This window comes from Bdellovibrio bacteriovorus str. Tiberius (assembly GCF_000317895.1).
Classification (GTDB): domain Bacteria; phylum Bdellovibrionota; class Bdellovibrionia; order Bdellovibrionales; family Bdellovibrionaceae; genus Bdellovibrio; species Bdellovibrio bacteriovorus_F.
The window spans coordinates 3,417,062-3,430,599 of sequence record NC_019567.1 but is presented as its reverse complement, the minus strand read 5'-3'; the positions used below and the strand labels follow the sequence as shown (position 1 = coordinate 3,430,599).

The 13,538-nt window shown below is 46.7% G+C and carries 14 protein-coding genes; 9 read left to right on the top strand and 5 right to left on the bottom strand.

The genetic code is table 11. The annotated features are described in order from the left end of the window. Positions 1-7 precede the first annotated feature (7 nt). The 5 genes from BDT_RS19430 to BDT_RS16160 form a co-directional block, all read right to left on the bottom strand. On the bottom strand, positions 8-490 hold the full coding sequence (locus BDT_RS19430) for a hypothetical protein (RefSeq protein WP_015092313.1): 483 nt from the start codon (positions 488-490) through the stop codon (positions 8-10). Positions 491-586: 96 nt separating this feature from the next. Next, positions 587-1,321 (bottom strand): hypothetical protein, encoded by a 735-nt coding sequence (locus tag BDT_RS16175; protein ID WP_015092311.1) that lies wholly within the window; start codon positions 1,319-1,321, stop codon positions 587-589. Positions 1,322-1,332: 11 nt separating this feature from the next. Beyond that, on the bottom strand, positions 1,333-1,662 hold the full coding sequence (locus BDT_RS16170; protein WP_015092310.1) for a hypothetical protein: 330 nt from the start codon (positions 1,660-1,662) through the stop codon (positions 1,333-1,335). Positions 1,663-1,664: 2 nt separating this feature from the next. Next, positions 1,665-1,934 (bottom strand): Flp family type IVb pilin, encoded by a 270-nt coding sequence (locus BDT_RS16165; RefSeq protein WP_011165646.1) that lies wholly within the window; start codon positions 1,932-1,934, stop codon positions 1,665-1,667. Between the two features lie 97 nt (positions 1,935-2,031). Further along, entirely contained in the window at positions 2,032-2,319 is a 288-nt protein-coding gene (locus tag BDT_RS16160; RefSeq protein WP_015092309.1) for a hypothetical protein, read from the bottom strand. Positions 2,320-2,506: 187 nt separating this feature from the next. Between BDT_RS16160 and folD the strand changes: the two genes are divergently transcribed. From folD to BDT_RS16115, 9 genes are all read left to right on the top strand, one after another. Next, on the top strand, positions 2,507-3,373 hold the full coding sequence (gene folD, locus BDT_RS16155) for a bifunctional methylenetetrahydrofolate dehydrogenase/methenyltetrahydrofolate cyclohydrolase FolD (protein ID WP_015092308.1): 867 nt from the start codon (positions 2,507-2,509) through the stop codon (positions 3,371-3,373). A gap of 13 nt (positions 3,374-3,386) precedes the next feature. After that, positions 3,387-4,427, top strand: coding sequence for an aromatic ring-hydroxylating oxygenase subunit alpha (locus BDT_RS16150; RefSeq protein ID WP_015092307.1), 1,041 nt, complete (start codon positions 3,387-3,389; stop codon positions 4,425-4,427). A 1-nt stretch (position 4,428) separates the two neighbouring features. Then, the gene (locus tag BDT_RS16145) at positions 4,429-5,532 is read left to right on the top strand and encodes an esterase-like activity of phytase family protein (RefSeq protein ID WP_015092306.1); all 1,104 of its coding nucleotides are present in this window, start codon (positions 4,429-4,431) and stop codon (positions 5,530-5,532) included. Positions 5,533-5,535: 3 nt separating this feature from the next. After that, positions 5,536-6,840 (top strand): class I SAM-dependent rRNA methyltransferase, encoded by a 1,305-nt coding sequence (locus tag BDT_RS16140; RefSeq protein ID WP_015092305.1) that lies wholly within the window; start codon positions 5,536-5,538, stop codon positions 6,838-6,840. Positions 6,841-7,112: 272 nt separating this feature from the next. After that, positions 7,113-10,820 (top strand): RHS repeat domain-containing protein, encoded by a 3,708-nt coding sequence (locus BDT_RS16135; protein ID WP_015092304.1) that lies wholly within the window; start codon positions 7,113-7,115, stop codon positions 10,818-10,820. 38 nt (positions 10,821-10,858) lie between these two features. Then, positions 10,859-11,236 carry a transposase gene (locus BDT_RS16130; RefSeq protein ID WP_041577221.1) on the top strand — a complete coding sequence of 126 codons (378 nt, stop codon included), beginning with the start codon at positions 10,859-10,861 and terminating at the stop codon, positions 11,234-11,236. Next, entirely contained in the window at positions 11,182-12,063 is an 882-nt protein-coding gene (locus BDT_RS16125) for an IS3 family transposase (RefSeq protein WP_148278732.1), read from the top strand. Before BDT_RS16130 ends, BDT_RS16125 begins: the two co-directional genes overlap by 55 nt. A gap of 500 nt (positions 12,064-12,563) precedes the next feature. Further along, complete coding sequence (locus BDT_RS16120; protein WP_041577973.1) at positions 12,564-13,100, top strand: hypothetical protein; 537 nt, start codon at positions 12,564-12,566, stop codon at positions 13,098-13,100. A 25-nt stretch (positions 13,101-13,125) separates the two neighbouring features. Beyond that, positions 13,126-13,512 carry a hypothetical protein gene (locus tag BDT_RS16115; protein WP_041577972.1) on the top strand — a complete coding sequence of 129 codons (387 nt, stop codon included), beginning with the start codon at positions 13,126-13,128 and terminating at the stop codon, positions 13,510-13,512. The last annotated feature ends 26 nt before the right edge of the window (positions 13,513-13,538 follow it).

Below are 13,538 nucleotides of genomic sequence, written 5' to 3'. Positions count from 1 at the left end.
GGAACTCCTAGTTTTGATAGTCGATGCGCACGGCTTTGCGTGGAGAGGAAGCGGGGGTGACACTATTACCGCGAGCTTCAGGGTTTTGAACGACGGCAATGAAGGGACCGCTAAAGCTTAGCAATCTGGGACTTTCACTGTCTTTCACCAGAACGGCATACTGCTGCGGATTGAGCGGGGCGCGCAGCAGTTTCAACTTGCTGCCAACTTTAAGACCGCCTTTTTGAGTGTCGTTGCTGGCAAGGTAAAGATCGACGACGCCACCCATGTCACCCACAAGTGATGCAAGCGATTCGGCATTGGCAATTTCAATTGGCACCAGCACGTGGCCTGCGGGGATGTAGGTGTCAACCGACGCGGGGGCCGCCACGGTTTCCAGCGGATCTTGGTCTGATTTGGAAGGGCTGCTGATAAAGGCTATCAGGCCGATGATCAGAAAACCCGCCAGTGGCCAGTTACTTTTTAGATTTGAAACGGTCTTTTGAAACATAAGACTTCTCTTTTGTGAATTGGTGGCGTTGTTGTGCTGTTTTTAGCTTTGAAAGATGGGAAAAGGCCGCGAAGAAAATCAGCAGCACCAAGGCCATCACCAGACAGACTTCAATGAGTATCTGCCCTTTGTTATTTGGGTTTTCCATCGCAAGGGTCCTTTGGTCAAAGTGACGGCGCAGGCTTTTTCAAAGCCGAAATCCGCCTTCAGAAAATTAGAAAGAGGCGGGCGCAGCGCGATCCGGTACTGCCAGCGTTGCGCCAAAGCCTGACGAACTTCAAAGTCAGGTTCAGGGCTGTATGTCGGCGCCGTGTCCGGGAAGTCCGGACGGACCGCCAGGCGCGGAATGGGCTCATTTTCAATCTGGGTTTTGATCGTCAGGAAATTCAGACGTGTCTGGTTTTCCCTGTGGGCACGGTAAAGCCGGGTGCGGGTGGAACTGTGGCTGCGCTGAAGCTGCAGGTTGCTTTGTTGGATCAGTTGCTTTTGTTGTGCGTCCAGAGCTAGTCGCAGTCCTTCAATTCTCAAGACCTCTAATTCAGCAGCAGTTGCTACAGGGATATTTCCGGCGGCCTCTGCTGCTTTGGCTTTGGCCTGTGCAGAAATCAATTGGGCTTTTAATTTTACGGCTTTGGAATTCAACGACAGCAGTTTTTCCAGATGGGGACGGACCTTTTCCTGTCCCTGCAAGCCTTCGCTGCGGCAGGTGTGTTTCATCGCCAGATCCAATTGCAGAAATCCCATCATGGCCGCAACCAGAAACAGTCCGGACACCAGGATCGGCAGTAACGCCAGAATTAGAATAGCGGCAAAGCCCTGCTGGTTGCGCATATGCGGCCTTCTTACAGGCGCAGTTCTTTAGAAATCTGGATTTCCGGTTGCAGCGCAATCTCGATGCGCCCTGTGCTGCCGGAAAGGGATTTGTTCAGGCGGACATTCAAACGGGTGTTTTTAAGCATCAGCTTTTGCAGATTCCTTTCCAGATGGGTTTTACATGTGGAAACTTGAACGGATTCCGCACAGATCAGGGCTTCATGCAGTTGGTGGTCGGCATAATAGAAAACCAGCGTGCGATAGAATAGAAAAGCCAGCGCTGTGCCGGTGGCTAGCAGCAGCGGCAGCACGAAGGCCGCCTCTAACAAAGCTTGTCCTTTTTGATTCAGGATTTTCATGACTATTTGCTGTCTGATTTGGAGTTAACGGAACCCTCGAAGAAATCGCTGAAGTCGCGTTTCTTGTACATAGTGTCCGTGACTTTGTGGGCTTCTTTCTTGCGGCTGTCCGTTCCGCCCAGGGCCTGCGCCACGTTGGCGAACTGCACGTCGATGTTGGCGCCGACAACTTTGATAACGGAAATGCTGCCGACAGCAACGATTGCCACAATGATCAGGTACTCAACAAGTCCCTGGCCTTTTTTGTTTTTGATGATGGTTTGAGCTTTCATGAATCCTCCAGTGGTTAGGAGGTGGAAGCAAAGATCGGACAGGGGCGGGATGCGATTAAAGCAAAAAAAAAGTCCGGAGGTCCGGACTTTTGGAGAACTACTTCTTTTTAGCCTTTGAAATTTCGGCTTTTTTTGCAGCGGCCTTTTCTTCTTTGGCAGCAGCAGCAGCTTCTTTTTTCGCGCCGGCTTTTTTAGCCTTACGCTGGATAATAATGCGATCCAAAATGTCGTAAGCTTCTTTTTGCAGGTCGTTTTCGAAGATAAAGCGGTAGAAACCTTCGATTTCCGGGCTTTGACGGAACTTCTTCAGGGACGTAGGAAGGCTGTCAGATTGAACGAAGTCAATAGAACTACCATCTTTTGAGAGCTTAACTTTTTCAGCCATTCGAAAATCCCCTAATCTTTTAAAGGGTTTGTACCTTGATAGGGGTTTAGGAATCAAGCAAAAACAGGGTTCGCAGGGGTGAAAAGGTCCCGCAAGAAGGCCTTGGCGGAATGGGACGAAGTTGGAATAAGTATTGAATTTTGTTAAGAAATGACGCAAATTTAAGGCTCAAAAAACAGGGGAGGTCATGGTGCTGATTCTTGACGGAAAAGAAGTCGCGAAAGAGGTGCGTGCGTCCCTTGTTCCCCGAGTGGCGAAGTTTAAAGAAACTTACGGCCGGGCTCCTCATCTGTCGGTCGTCATTGTCGGCGACGATAAGGCGAGCCACGTTTACGTTAAAAACAAAAAGATCGCCTGCGAAAAAATCGGGATGACTTCCACAATTCACACTCTGCCGGCCGAAACCACACAAAGCGAGTTGAATCAGATTCTAAGCAAGCTGAACAACGACAATGGCGTGGACGGCATTCTGGTTCAGTTCCCGTTGCCAAAACATCTCAGCGCGGACGAGGTTCTGAAGCTTGTTTCCGCCGAAAAAGATGCTGATGGTCTAACTTACGAATCCTTGGGTTATTTCTTTGCCGGAAAACCTCTGGTCAGCCCGTGCACTCCGGCGGGAGTGATGGAGATTCTGAAGCATTATCGAATCCCGGTGGAGGGAAAAAGGGCCGTGGTCGTTGGTCGCAGCAATATTGTGGGGAAACCCATGGCTCTGCTCTTGACTGAAGCCAACGCCACAGTCACATTGTGCCACTCCAAAACTTCCAATATGTCAGAGCTCACAAAGCAGGCGGATTTGGTTGTCGTCGCGGCTGGCAAGGCCCGACTCTTGGGTAAAGAAGATTTTAAAAAAGATGCGATCGTGATTGATGTGGGTATGCATGGCTCAGGTCAGGGCGGAAAACTCTGTGGAGATGTTCGCTTTGAAGAGCTTGATGGCTGGGCGAAGGCAGCGACTCCGGTTCCCGGTGGGGTGGGTCCGATGACCATTGCCATGCTTTTGAAGAACACCTGCCAGTTGGCGGAACAACGCGCCCGCGACCCTCAATTCTAGTTCAGAGGATTTTATGTACAGCGGATTTTTGAAAAATGTTTGGTATGTGGGACTTCCAAGTGCAGAGCTGGCGGTGAATAAAGCCACGGCCCGCAAGATCTTGGGTGAGCCCATCGTGTTCTATCGTGACTCCAAAGGCAAAGTGTCGGCGATGCGTGATATCTGTCCCCACCGAGGAATTCCTCTGAGCTATGGCCGTGTGGTAAATGATCAGATCGAATGCCCTTATCACGGCTGGAAGTTTGACGGCACCGGCATGTGTACTGAGATTCCTTCACTGTGCCCGGATCAGGAACTGAATCCGAATAAAATCAAAGTGCGCTCTTATCCTGTTCACGAAGCTCAAGGCCTGATCTGGGTCTTTGTGGGTGACAAGGACTATGATGTTTCCAAAGCGCCAGCGATCCCGGTGATGAAAGCGTTCCCGGCGGATGTGAAACCGAATTTGACTTACGTGGTGAACTTCCCATGTCACGTCGATCACGCGGTGATCGGTCTGATGGACCCGGCGCATGGTCCTTACGTGCACAAAAGCTGGTTCTGGCGTTCTGAAAAAACCATGCTGGAAAAGAAAAAGAAATTTGCTCCGGTGAACTATGGCTTCCAGATGGTTCGTCACCAGCCTTCGAAAAATTCCAAGGCTTATAAGATCCTTGGCGGCACTCCGACGACCGAGATCACCTTCACGCTTCCTTGCGTGCGTGTCGAGCATATCGAAGTCGGGCCTCGTAATTTCTATTCTTACACGGCGCTGACTCCGGTGGATGAAAACAACACGCGTGTGACTCAATTGGCGTACTGGGACATCCCTTGGTTGACGCTTTTGAAGCCGGCGATTCATCAATTCTCTAAAAAGTTCCTGGGTCAGGACATGGATGCGGTAACCAAACAGCAAGATGGTCTACGTTATGATCCAAGTCTGATGCTGATCAAGGACGCCGACACTCAAGCCAAGTGGTACTATGCTTTGAAAACCGAGTACCATGACCACCTTGAGGGCAAACGTGAATTCAATCACCCTGTGAAAGAAACTGAGCTTCGCTGGAGAAGTTAAGATGCTTCGAGGAACCGGAATTTGCCTGGTTTTGCTGTTTTCGCTCAAAGCACGGGCTTTGAGTTTGGAATATTTCGGTGAAACCGCGATCAAGACCGGAACTGAGTTCAAAAAGACCACCATCGGTGGTCTTTCCGGCATGGCCTTCAGTGGCGACACTCTGTGGGCGCTTTCTGATGATCGTGGAAAGTTCGGGGAGCCCCGCTTTTACGGTTTTGACCTGAAGATTTCGGGGAAGTCTGTTTCTTTAAACCCCAAATCCGTCAGTTTTATTTCGGGCCTTCCCAAAACCGGGGAGCGGGCCGCGATTTTGGATCCTGAAGGGCTGGCGCTGTTGCCGTCCGGGGATTTCTTGGTTTCCTCTGAAGGCAGCAACGATTCCAAACCCCGCGAAATGCCCCGGATCTTCCGTATAAACCCGCAAGGGGTGTGGAAGTCCGACCTGTCCGTTCCGGCCAAGTTTTTACCTGAACCCATTGGCCAGCAAAAGCAGGGCGTGCAGAACAACCTTTCGTTTGAGGGACTCTCAAGTTCCGTGGACGGGAAGGTGCTGTTTGCGAGTGTAGAAACTTCCCTTTTCCAGGATTATGTCGCCGGAGAAGAGGAAAAAGGCGACTGGCTGCGAATTCTCAAGTACGAAGACAAGCCTGAAAAAGGCTATCAGCCGGTGGCGGAATACGCCTATCGCCTGGATCCGTTGAAAGACGGGCACGGGGGAAAAGAAGTCTTCCGCGGGGCTTCGGAAATTCTGGTCGTCAGTGAAACCAAACTGATTGTGCTAGAACGCGGAGTGCGCCTGCTGCCGAAAAAGATCTGGGCCAATACGATTACTTTGTATCTGGTGGATCTTGCCAAGGGCACGGACGTTTCGGGTGTGAGTAAGTTGGAAGGTGCGAAGTTCACGGGTGTTGAAAAAACAAAGCTGGTGGATTTTGAATCTGATCTTGGTAAAAACCGTGGCGACAAACGTGTGCAGAACTTTGAAGCTTTGGCCTGGGGGCCGAAACTTCCGGATGGCCGGCGCAGTTTGCTGATAATGAGTGATAATAATTTTTCAAAAAAAGAAATCACCGAGTTGGTTGTTTTCGCAGTTGAGGGTGAATAGTTTATGATGACAGTGTGGCGTCTTCGTCAGGGAGCCGATAAAAGAATTCGCAGTGGACACCCGTGGGTGTTTTCCAACGAGCTGCTGGTAAGCCCTAAGGGTCATCCCGCAGGTGCGGCGGTAGAGCTTCAGGATTCCAAAGGGCAGTTTCTGGCCCGCGGTTACGGCAATCCTCATTCCCTGATTTCTTTCCGTGCGTTGAGCTTCAACAGTCAGGATAAGGATCCAACCAGTTTTGACTTCCTTCATGAAAAGATCTTCAACTCTTGGCGCGTAAGAAAGGCTGCGGGCTTCCGTGGCAGCTTCCGCCTGGCGTTTGGCGAATCTGATTTCATCCCAGGTTTGGTTCTGGATTACTATGTGATCGTACAAAACGGCAAACGTGCTCAGCTCTTTGCTGCCCAGTTGGTGACGGCGGGAATGAATGAAGCCCTGAAGGATGCCGAAGGCTTCTTCAAAGGTTTGGCTGAAAAAGCTCATGCGCAAGGTCTTTCCGAGTTTGGCTGGGATCAAACGGCGGTGGTGATTCGTAATGACGTGGGTGTGCGCAAGCTTGAGGGCTTGCAGGTTGAAGAACCGCGCCTCATCAAGGATCTGCCGGACATGAACCTTCGTGATGTTGAAATCGTGCTAAACGCCGCAGGTGATGACGGCACGATCACGATGAGCTGTGATCTGGTTGAAGGCCAAAAAACGGGCTTTTTCCTGGATCAGACTCACAACATCTTCCTGGCAGTGGGGTTATTTAAGAACTGGGCCAAAACCCAACAGCCGCGCAAGATCCGTGTATTGGATCTGTGCTGCTATGTCGGTCACTGGTCCACGCAGATCACACGTGCTTTGAAGTCTTTGGGCTTTGAGGTCGAGGTGTCTTTGGCGGACATCTCCAAGACCGCTTTGGCTTTCGCGAAAAAGAATGCCGAACGTGAAGGGGCGGAAGTCGTCGTTCACGAAATGGACGTGTCTGAAGGTTTGGCGGCTTTGCCAAGCACTCACTATGACATCGTGATTGCGGACCCACCGGCGTTTATCAAATCCAAAAAAGACATCCCTATCGGGAAGCACGCTTACCTTAAGATGAACACGCACGCATTCCGTCTGGTGAAAAAGAACGGCTTTGTGGCTTCATGCTCTTGTTCTGGTTTGCTGGAAGAAGAAGAATTCCGCGATGCGATTCGTAAGGCGTCACTGAGAAACTACGCCGAACTTCGCAGCGTTCTGCGCGGGGGCCATGCGGCAGATCACCCAACGCTGATGCAGTTCCCGGAAGGGTTCTATCTCAAGATGTACGTTCACTACGTGCACTAAAGTAAATGTGAAGAAAAATTTATAATGTTGTTTTGCGGAGGCTATCTTCAGATTGGGGTAGCTTCTTTTTTTTGTTAAATGCTCTAGGCTTCTAATTTTATTAAAGACTTCGCCTTTTATCTTGCTGACAACATTTAGTTAAAACTCATTTAGTGCAAATTTTGAGCAGGTCCTAACTTGGTGAGTCGCTTTAAATCGACTTTGACTTTAAAACAAACAGCAGAACACAGTTAATTGTTTATAAACATATTATAGTTAATGGAGTGACTGTGATGTTTAGATTTGTGATGCCTGTTCTGGTTATATGCCTCTTACCTTCAGTTTTATGGGCAAATGATCAATATCGATCTTGGGACCTAGAAGCCAGTCAGTACTATGAAGAGCCGACTTTGAATTCGGTCTATGAAGACAGTCTATATAAGTACCAAAAGCAGAACGTCCTATTTATGAACAATCCGGATTATGTTCTTACAGCTTTTGTTGGGCGTTGTCTGCCGACCACGTTTAAGCCCTTCATGCTGCCTTTCTATAAAAGTTTATATAGCGGAATCCAGGATGAAGACTTAACAGCCCAGACTTGTCAAAATATTGAGAATCAGCAAGGGGCCACCGTTGTAAATGTTAACAGCACGACCACGCAGTTTACGGATGTCATCTTAGATATCGTTTTTCCTACGGCATATTCTTTCGAATACCGGGATTGGGGAACGGCCGGCGGGCCAATAAAGCAGCATATCGATGATAGTGCTTCTTTTACTATTTTGGTTAAGCTTAGCACGCCTGGGTTCTGTTTGCCGACCGTTGGGGCTGTTACCGATGGAGCAGGGACATCAGAAATAACAATCGAGTATCGTGCGCCGGAACAAGGGAGTACAGAGACTCTGGAACTCAACTGTACCAGTCCTATCACAAGTTTTCACTACAACGGTTTTGGTCGTCTAGGGCCGATTGCAGACGCTGGACATTTAGACGGAGCTCTAGTCAAAAAGGTAACTCTTCAAGGAGCTAATCTTGGAGGAGGGGTTGCTCTCCCGCCTGCTCCAGTTCCTAATCCAAATGCACCGCTAGAGGGGCCAAAGAATTGTCCCATTGAAAAGCCTAGTTCGATTATTCGGGTCGATAATCTCTCATTCGGGGAAGAGATAGCAATAGTTGGTACGGGTGCGAAGTTAGTCTATTCGTCAGAATTTGCTTCTAGTTATCAAGTGGCGTTTCAGAACTTGAATCGGCAAAAGTCTTTTAACCCAGAGGCTTGGACCTTATCCATCCATCACTACTATGACAAAAATCAAGATAGACTGTTTTTAGGCAGTGGTCGCAGCTTCGTGAAGGCGAGTTCAGTATTGCCAGGGAATCAGGAAATGGTGGTTATGGATGGTGAAGTCTTTATGTTTGATGGAGACGGAAAACATCTAGCAACCAAGAGCTCACTAACTGGATATGTGAAGTATCAATTCGGCTATAATACGGCGGGCTATTTAACTTCCATAACTGACGCCTTCGGGAATATCACTCAACTTACAAGAAATACTAGCAATCAACTTGTAAGTATTACTTCGCCCTGGGGGCAAGTAACGACAATCACTTTAGGGGCGGCGTTTAATATAACGGAAATACGAAATCCGAATAATGAAGCCACTTCAATCGAGTATTATGAAGGGACGGATCTTTTAAGAAGGTTCACTACGCCTATGGGAAGAATCACTGAGGTTGTTTATGATGGCCTTGGAAGAATCGCCTATACTAAGAAAGTAAAGGGCAGCTATCAGTTTGGGAAGATGAAGGTCGGAAATAAATTTGTTGTTAGTCAGGTAACGCAAATGGGTAGAAAAACCGATATGGAATCTGAAATAAACCCATTAAGCGGCTCCTATGTTAGGAAGGTAGTTCATCCTGACGGTGTGGAAGAGGTGTATACAGAAAATGCAAATGGCTCTGGAATGTTTTCTTCTCCAAGAGGAGTAAGCTTTTCAAATCTTGTGAACGATGAACGATTTGGTGCCTTAGAGCAGAGAATGTCAAAATATACGTCCGTTCGTAAAAGTGGGATGCGAGAGATCTCTATTTCAAAGTCCTATGTAGGCCTGACGTCCGATCCTTTCAATTATACTTCGATGGAAACACGTGAACAGATTGGGACATCGGTTTGGAAAAATAATTTTTCAAAGGTAAATATGTCTGTTTCCAGCGAGACCCCTGAGGAAGTCAAGTCGTATATTCTTTTGGATTCCAACGAAAGACCTACGAGCGTTCAATTAAATCAAGATTATCCCACTTTGTTTGAATACTATCCGAACGGAAATTTGAAAAAGATAGTTCAAAATGGGCATGATTTGGTCGAGTACACATATAATTCTCAGGGGTTCTTAAATAAGCTCAAGAATGGCCGAGGCGAAGAAGTCCAATATACTTACGATCCTGCGGGAAGAGTTCTTACACAGACCAGCGCAGGTCTGACAACAGCGTTGTCCTATAGTAGCGACGGAGATCTCTTGAGCGTGTCGCCATCGGGAAGGCCAGCGCATTTATTTAATTTTGATCTTTCTGGGGATATGACAGCGTATCATCCTCCATCTGTGCCAGCAGTTTCTCAGGTAGCGACACGTTACTTATATAATGATGATAGGCAGATTTCCCAAGTGATCGCGCCACAGCGACCTCCGGTTCGTTTCAATTATGATGAGGTTAGTGGCTTTTTGACGCAAGTTTATGTCTCTCGTGATGAACAGCAACGGTTTTATTATGAGAAAGGACAAATAAGCCGTGTTCGGTCGTTTGATGGGATTGAGACTTCCTACTCTTTTGATGGTGATCTTTTAACTGCTGTTGAGACGAAGATGCCGGATACCCTGAACTCTTATGAAAGAGTAAGCTATGCTTACGATGGAAGTTATCTTCCTAAACGACGTGAATTGGCTGCCGATTGGATTCGTGGATCCTCATCAGTCTCAATTTCTTATAATGAAGACTATTCAGTCACAAAAGTGGGAGATTTAAGTATTTCATATCAAGCCGGAACTGGCAGAGTTCTAGAGACTCAGCTCGGGCGTATTTATGATCAATACTCTTACGACGGTTATGGTCGCTTAAGTACTTATCTAGCCCAGTACAAGATAAGCCCCTCAGATCCCAACCCGGTTACTCTCTTTGGCTATCAGCTGTTGCGCGATAATATCGGTAGAATTCGCGGAAAAACAGAAAATAATCAGGGTAAAGTAGTCTCTTTTGAATATAGTTATGATGGCCTTGGTCGTTTGATTGGAGTAACTAAGAATGGAGCTTTCTACGCGAGCTATCAGTATGACTCTAACGGTAATAGAATTGTTAGTCAGGTAGGTAGGTTTATTGAGAATGCTACTTATGACCAACAGGATCGTCTTCTTACTTTCGGAAATAGGACATTTCAGTATTACGATACCGGTGAAGTAAAATCTAGGCAGCGCGGAGTTGAGCTCCCTCAGGAGTTTAACTATAACTCCTCGGGTTCTTTGAAGTCTATCAGGTTATCTCACGGCTCTACTGTATCTTATAGGCTAGATGCTGCGGGCTCCAGAGTTGCCACTTATATAAACGGTAAAGGTTTAGCTCGTGTCATTTATCAAGACTACGCGAGAATCGCAGCAGACTTCGACGAAAAGGCAAGAACTTCGCGAGAGTACGTTCATGCTCTTGGGCCGAACACGCCGGATTACATGATTTTTAAAGGTCAGAAGTACAGGTATGTAAAGGATCATCTAGGATCACCTCGTCTGTTGGTGCGAGAAACTGATGGCTACGTGATGCAGCGGTTGGATTATGATGTCTGGGGTCGCATTGAGCTGGATACTAATCGTGGTTTTCAGCCGTATGGGTTTGCTGGTGGAATTTATGATTTGAATACGGGGCTATTAAAATTTGGCTCGAGAGATTATGACCCTGAGGTTGGGCGCTGGACAAGTAAAGATCTAATTTTATTTGGTGGTGGTGACCTCTGTTCCTGACCCCGATTTTATTTGGACACCCAACCCAGGGGGTCTTTATGGAAACAACGTCTAACAGACGGAAAGTATTTACACAGGAAAAGAAGCAATTAATCATCAAAGAGCACAATTCCCAGGGAATTTCTATCCCAGTGCTTGCCAGGAAATACGGGGTTCATGCTATCACTCTTTATAGTTGGAAGAGGCAAATGAACCACAAAAAAGACGAATCCCCAATCAGTGCGGAATACATTCAAAAGTTGATCGAAGAAAACGACAAACTCAAGGCTGAGAATCAGAATCTCAAAGCTAAAGTTGGCGATTTGACGATCAAGAATGACATCTTAAAAGATGGCCTGGAGATCGTTCAAAAAAAAGCGATATTAAAAGCACTTCAACCGCCAAAGAAGTCAAAGCGCTTAATCGGTATGAAGTAAGTCAGATCGCAGAAGTTTTCGAAATCAGCCGAAGTTCAATTTATTACGAACCAGTTTCTCAGGAGGAAATTGGCATGCCTCGCCATTACCAAAAATCAGACGATCAAATAATTTTAGAAGAAATCAAAGCCGTTATTGCAATTAGAGCCACCTATGGCTACCGCCGGGTGACAACGATGGTGAATCGCCAAAGATCCCTTGATGGTCGCAATAAGATCAATCGCAAGCGTGTTCAAAGAATCATGCGCATGAATGGTCTTTCATTGCCACAAACAATGCCACAGCCAAAAAGGCCACATACGGGAGTTGTTATGACTATGTTCCCGAATCTGCGTTGGTGTTCAGATGGCATGGAAATCCGCTGTTTTAACGGCGACAAAGTTTTCGTGGCGTTTGCTTTGGATTGTTGTGATCGCGAAGCATTTGCTTACGTCGCTAGGACTGAGCCGCTATCAGCTACCGACATAGAGGAATTGATGGTTAAAGCTGTTGAAGCGAGATTTGGTGAGTCATTGAGATGTCCTCGCGAAATTCAGTGGTTGTCAGATCGAGGGTCAATTTACCGTGCGAAGTCCGTGAAGGATCTTGGCAAAGAGTTAAATCTGAATTGCTGTTACACCAGAGCCTACAGCCCAGAATCCAACGGCATGGCTGAAGCATTCGTTAAAACAATCAAAAGGGATTACGTTTATCAGGCTGACTGTGACAGCGCAGAGACGGTTCTCAAGCTTTTGCCGCAGTGGTTTGCAGATTATAACAATATTGCTCCGCACTCAGCACTTGGCATGAAGAGCCCGGTCGAGTACAAAGGGTCCGTGAACTTTTAAACCGTGTCCAAAAAATCGGGGTTCACTCCACCTCAATTTATATGGTTATGTAAACAACAGTCCTGGAAATTTAATAGATCCTTCGGGTAACTGTCCATGGTGCGTAACTGCATTGGGTGGTTTTTTGTTGTCTGGAGGGATAGACCTCGGGGGACAGCTACTGTCCAATGGCGGGGATCTGAACAATATCGACTGGGTTAGTGTTGGTTCGTCTGCTTTAATTGGGGCAGCAACTTCAACCTTAATGCCGACGGGATTGTTGCTGGGTAGAAGTGGAAAAACTGCGGTGCAATATGGCTATGGTAATGGAGGTCTTCTTAATAAAAGTTATGTAAGATTTGGCTGGAGCAATAAGAATAAGGTGAGGGATGTTTTGAGTCTTCGTATTGGGCGGATTCATTTTGACATACCTGGAGTAAGCCTTAGTTCGGGCGCCCAGCCGATTCGCGATGGTATAATCAGTGGAGTAGTTGGCGGCCTAGTTTCAAGTGGGGGTTCATATGTCTGTTCAAGTGGTTCTCAACCCTGACGAGTTATGTTTTGAAATTCAATCTAAATTCAACGCAATGATGTTTCAAGATGTGAAGCTAGATGTTGTGAAGTATCCCTTTGATTCATCCAAAGAGGACTACACGGTGGCATACTCCCTAAGGTTCGTTCCATCTTCCTTGAATCAGCTGCAGTTGGAGATCTGGATTACAGACATGGGGTGCGTGGGAGTTGGTGTTGAAACTTGGTCCAGAGTTTTGAGAAGACTTGGAAGAGAGTCTTCTGCGGTGAGATTTGTTGTTGGGCATGAGCCTGCGGATATACCGAAGGAAGCGATTTTTCGATTGATAGATCTAATAAGTTTGGGGAAGTTTACTCTTAAAAGCATTGGAATAGAATTTCTGAAACTAAATAGCTTTAATGCATATCTTGCTGAGAGAGAATATAAATCTTTGCGAGAATCCGGCTACCGCTACCTAGCTTTTGTAAAGCCTTGCAAAAAAAGTCCGGCCGGTAGGAAGGTTCTTGAATATATTCCCTGGGAGTAGGTTTAGTGTTTGTTTGAAGTCATTTATGAATAGAAATATTTCGGTCGCGATTTTGCTGGTTGTTATTGGATTTACTTTGATTGGTAAAATGGAGTTTTCTTTGAAAGAAAAGCCAAGACTTATGAAGACGATCGTTGAGATGGACAAAATTAGAGATTTGGTGCTTTTTCATAAGAAATTGTGCGGTCAATATCCTGAGAAAATATTTAGTTATGGTCTTTTAGAAGAAGCAGTCGGGAATAGAAAATGTTCCATCAGCACTGAATTTGCAAATGAAGAATTTCGAGATAGATGGGGTAACTCTTATATCTATATCGCAGATAATACAGGGTTTCGAATTCTAAGTTTGGGCCACGAATGGATTGAAACAACTGCTAGATCAAGTGCTACGATTGTCACAAAACCTATGTGATTGATGTCGATTTGAGAGAAGTAAAA

Excerpts from the sequence above, each read along its gene's own strand:
- BDT_RS16150 (WP_015092307.1), top strand. The coding sequence starts at position 3,387 with ATGTACAGCGGATTTTTGAAAAATGTTTGGTATGTGGGACTTCCAAGT.
- BDT_RS16130 (WP_041577221.1), top strand. The coding sequence starts at position 10,859 with ATGGAAACAACGTCTAACAGACGGAAAGTATTTACACAGGAAAAGAAG.
- BDT_RS16135 (WP_015092304.1), top strand. The coding sequence starts at position 7,113 with ATGTTTAGATTTGTGATGCCTGTTCTGGTTATATGCCTCTTACCTTCA.
- BDT_RS16160 (WP_015092309.1), bottom strand. The coding sequence starts at position 2,319 with ATGGCTGAAAAAGTTAAGCTCTCAAAAGATGGTAGTTCTATTGACTTC.
- BDT_RS16140 (WP_015092305.1), top strand. The coding sequence starts at position 5,536 with ATGATGACAGTGTGGCGTCTTCGTCAGGGAGCCGATAAAAGAATTCGC.
- folD (WP_015092308.1), top strand. The coding sequence starts at position 2,507 with ATGGTGCTGATTCTTGACGGAAAAGAAGTCGCGAAAGAGGTGCGTGCG.
- BDT_RS16145 (WP_015092306.1), top strand. The coding sequence starts at position 4,429 with ATGCTTCGAGGAACCGGAATTTGCCTGGTTTTGCTGTTTTCGCTCAAA.
- BDT_RS16175 (WP_015092311.1), bottom strand. The coding sequence starts at position 1,321 with ATGCGCAACCAGCAGGGCTTTGCCGCTATTCTAATTCTGGCGTTACTG.
- BDT_RS16170 (WP_015092310.1), bottom strand. The coding sequence starts at position 1,662 with ATGAAAATCCTGAATCAAAAAGGACAAGCTTTGTTAGAGGCGGCCTTC.
- BDT_RS16165 (WP_011165646.1), bottom strand. The coding sequence starts at position 1,934 with ATGAAAGCTCAAACCATCATCAAAAACAAAAAAGGCCAGGGACTTGTT.
- BDT_RS16115 (WP_041577972.1), top strand. The coding sequence starts at position 13,126 with ATGAATAGAAATATTTCGGTCGCGATTTTGCTGGTTGTTATTGGATTT.
- BDT_RS19430 (WP_015092313.1), bottom strand. The coding sequence starts at position 490 with ATGTTTCAAAAGACCGTTTCAAATCTAAAAAGTAACTGGCCACTGGCG.
- BDT_RS16120 (WP_041577973.1), top strand. The coding sequence starts at position 12,564 with ATGTCTGTTCAAGTGGTTCTCAACCCTGACGAGTTATGTTTTGAAATT.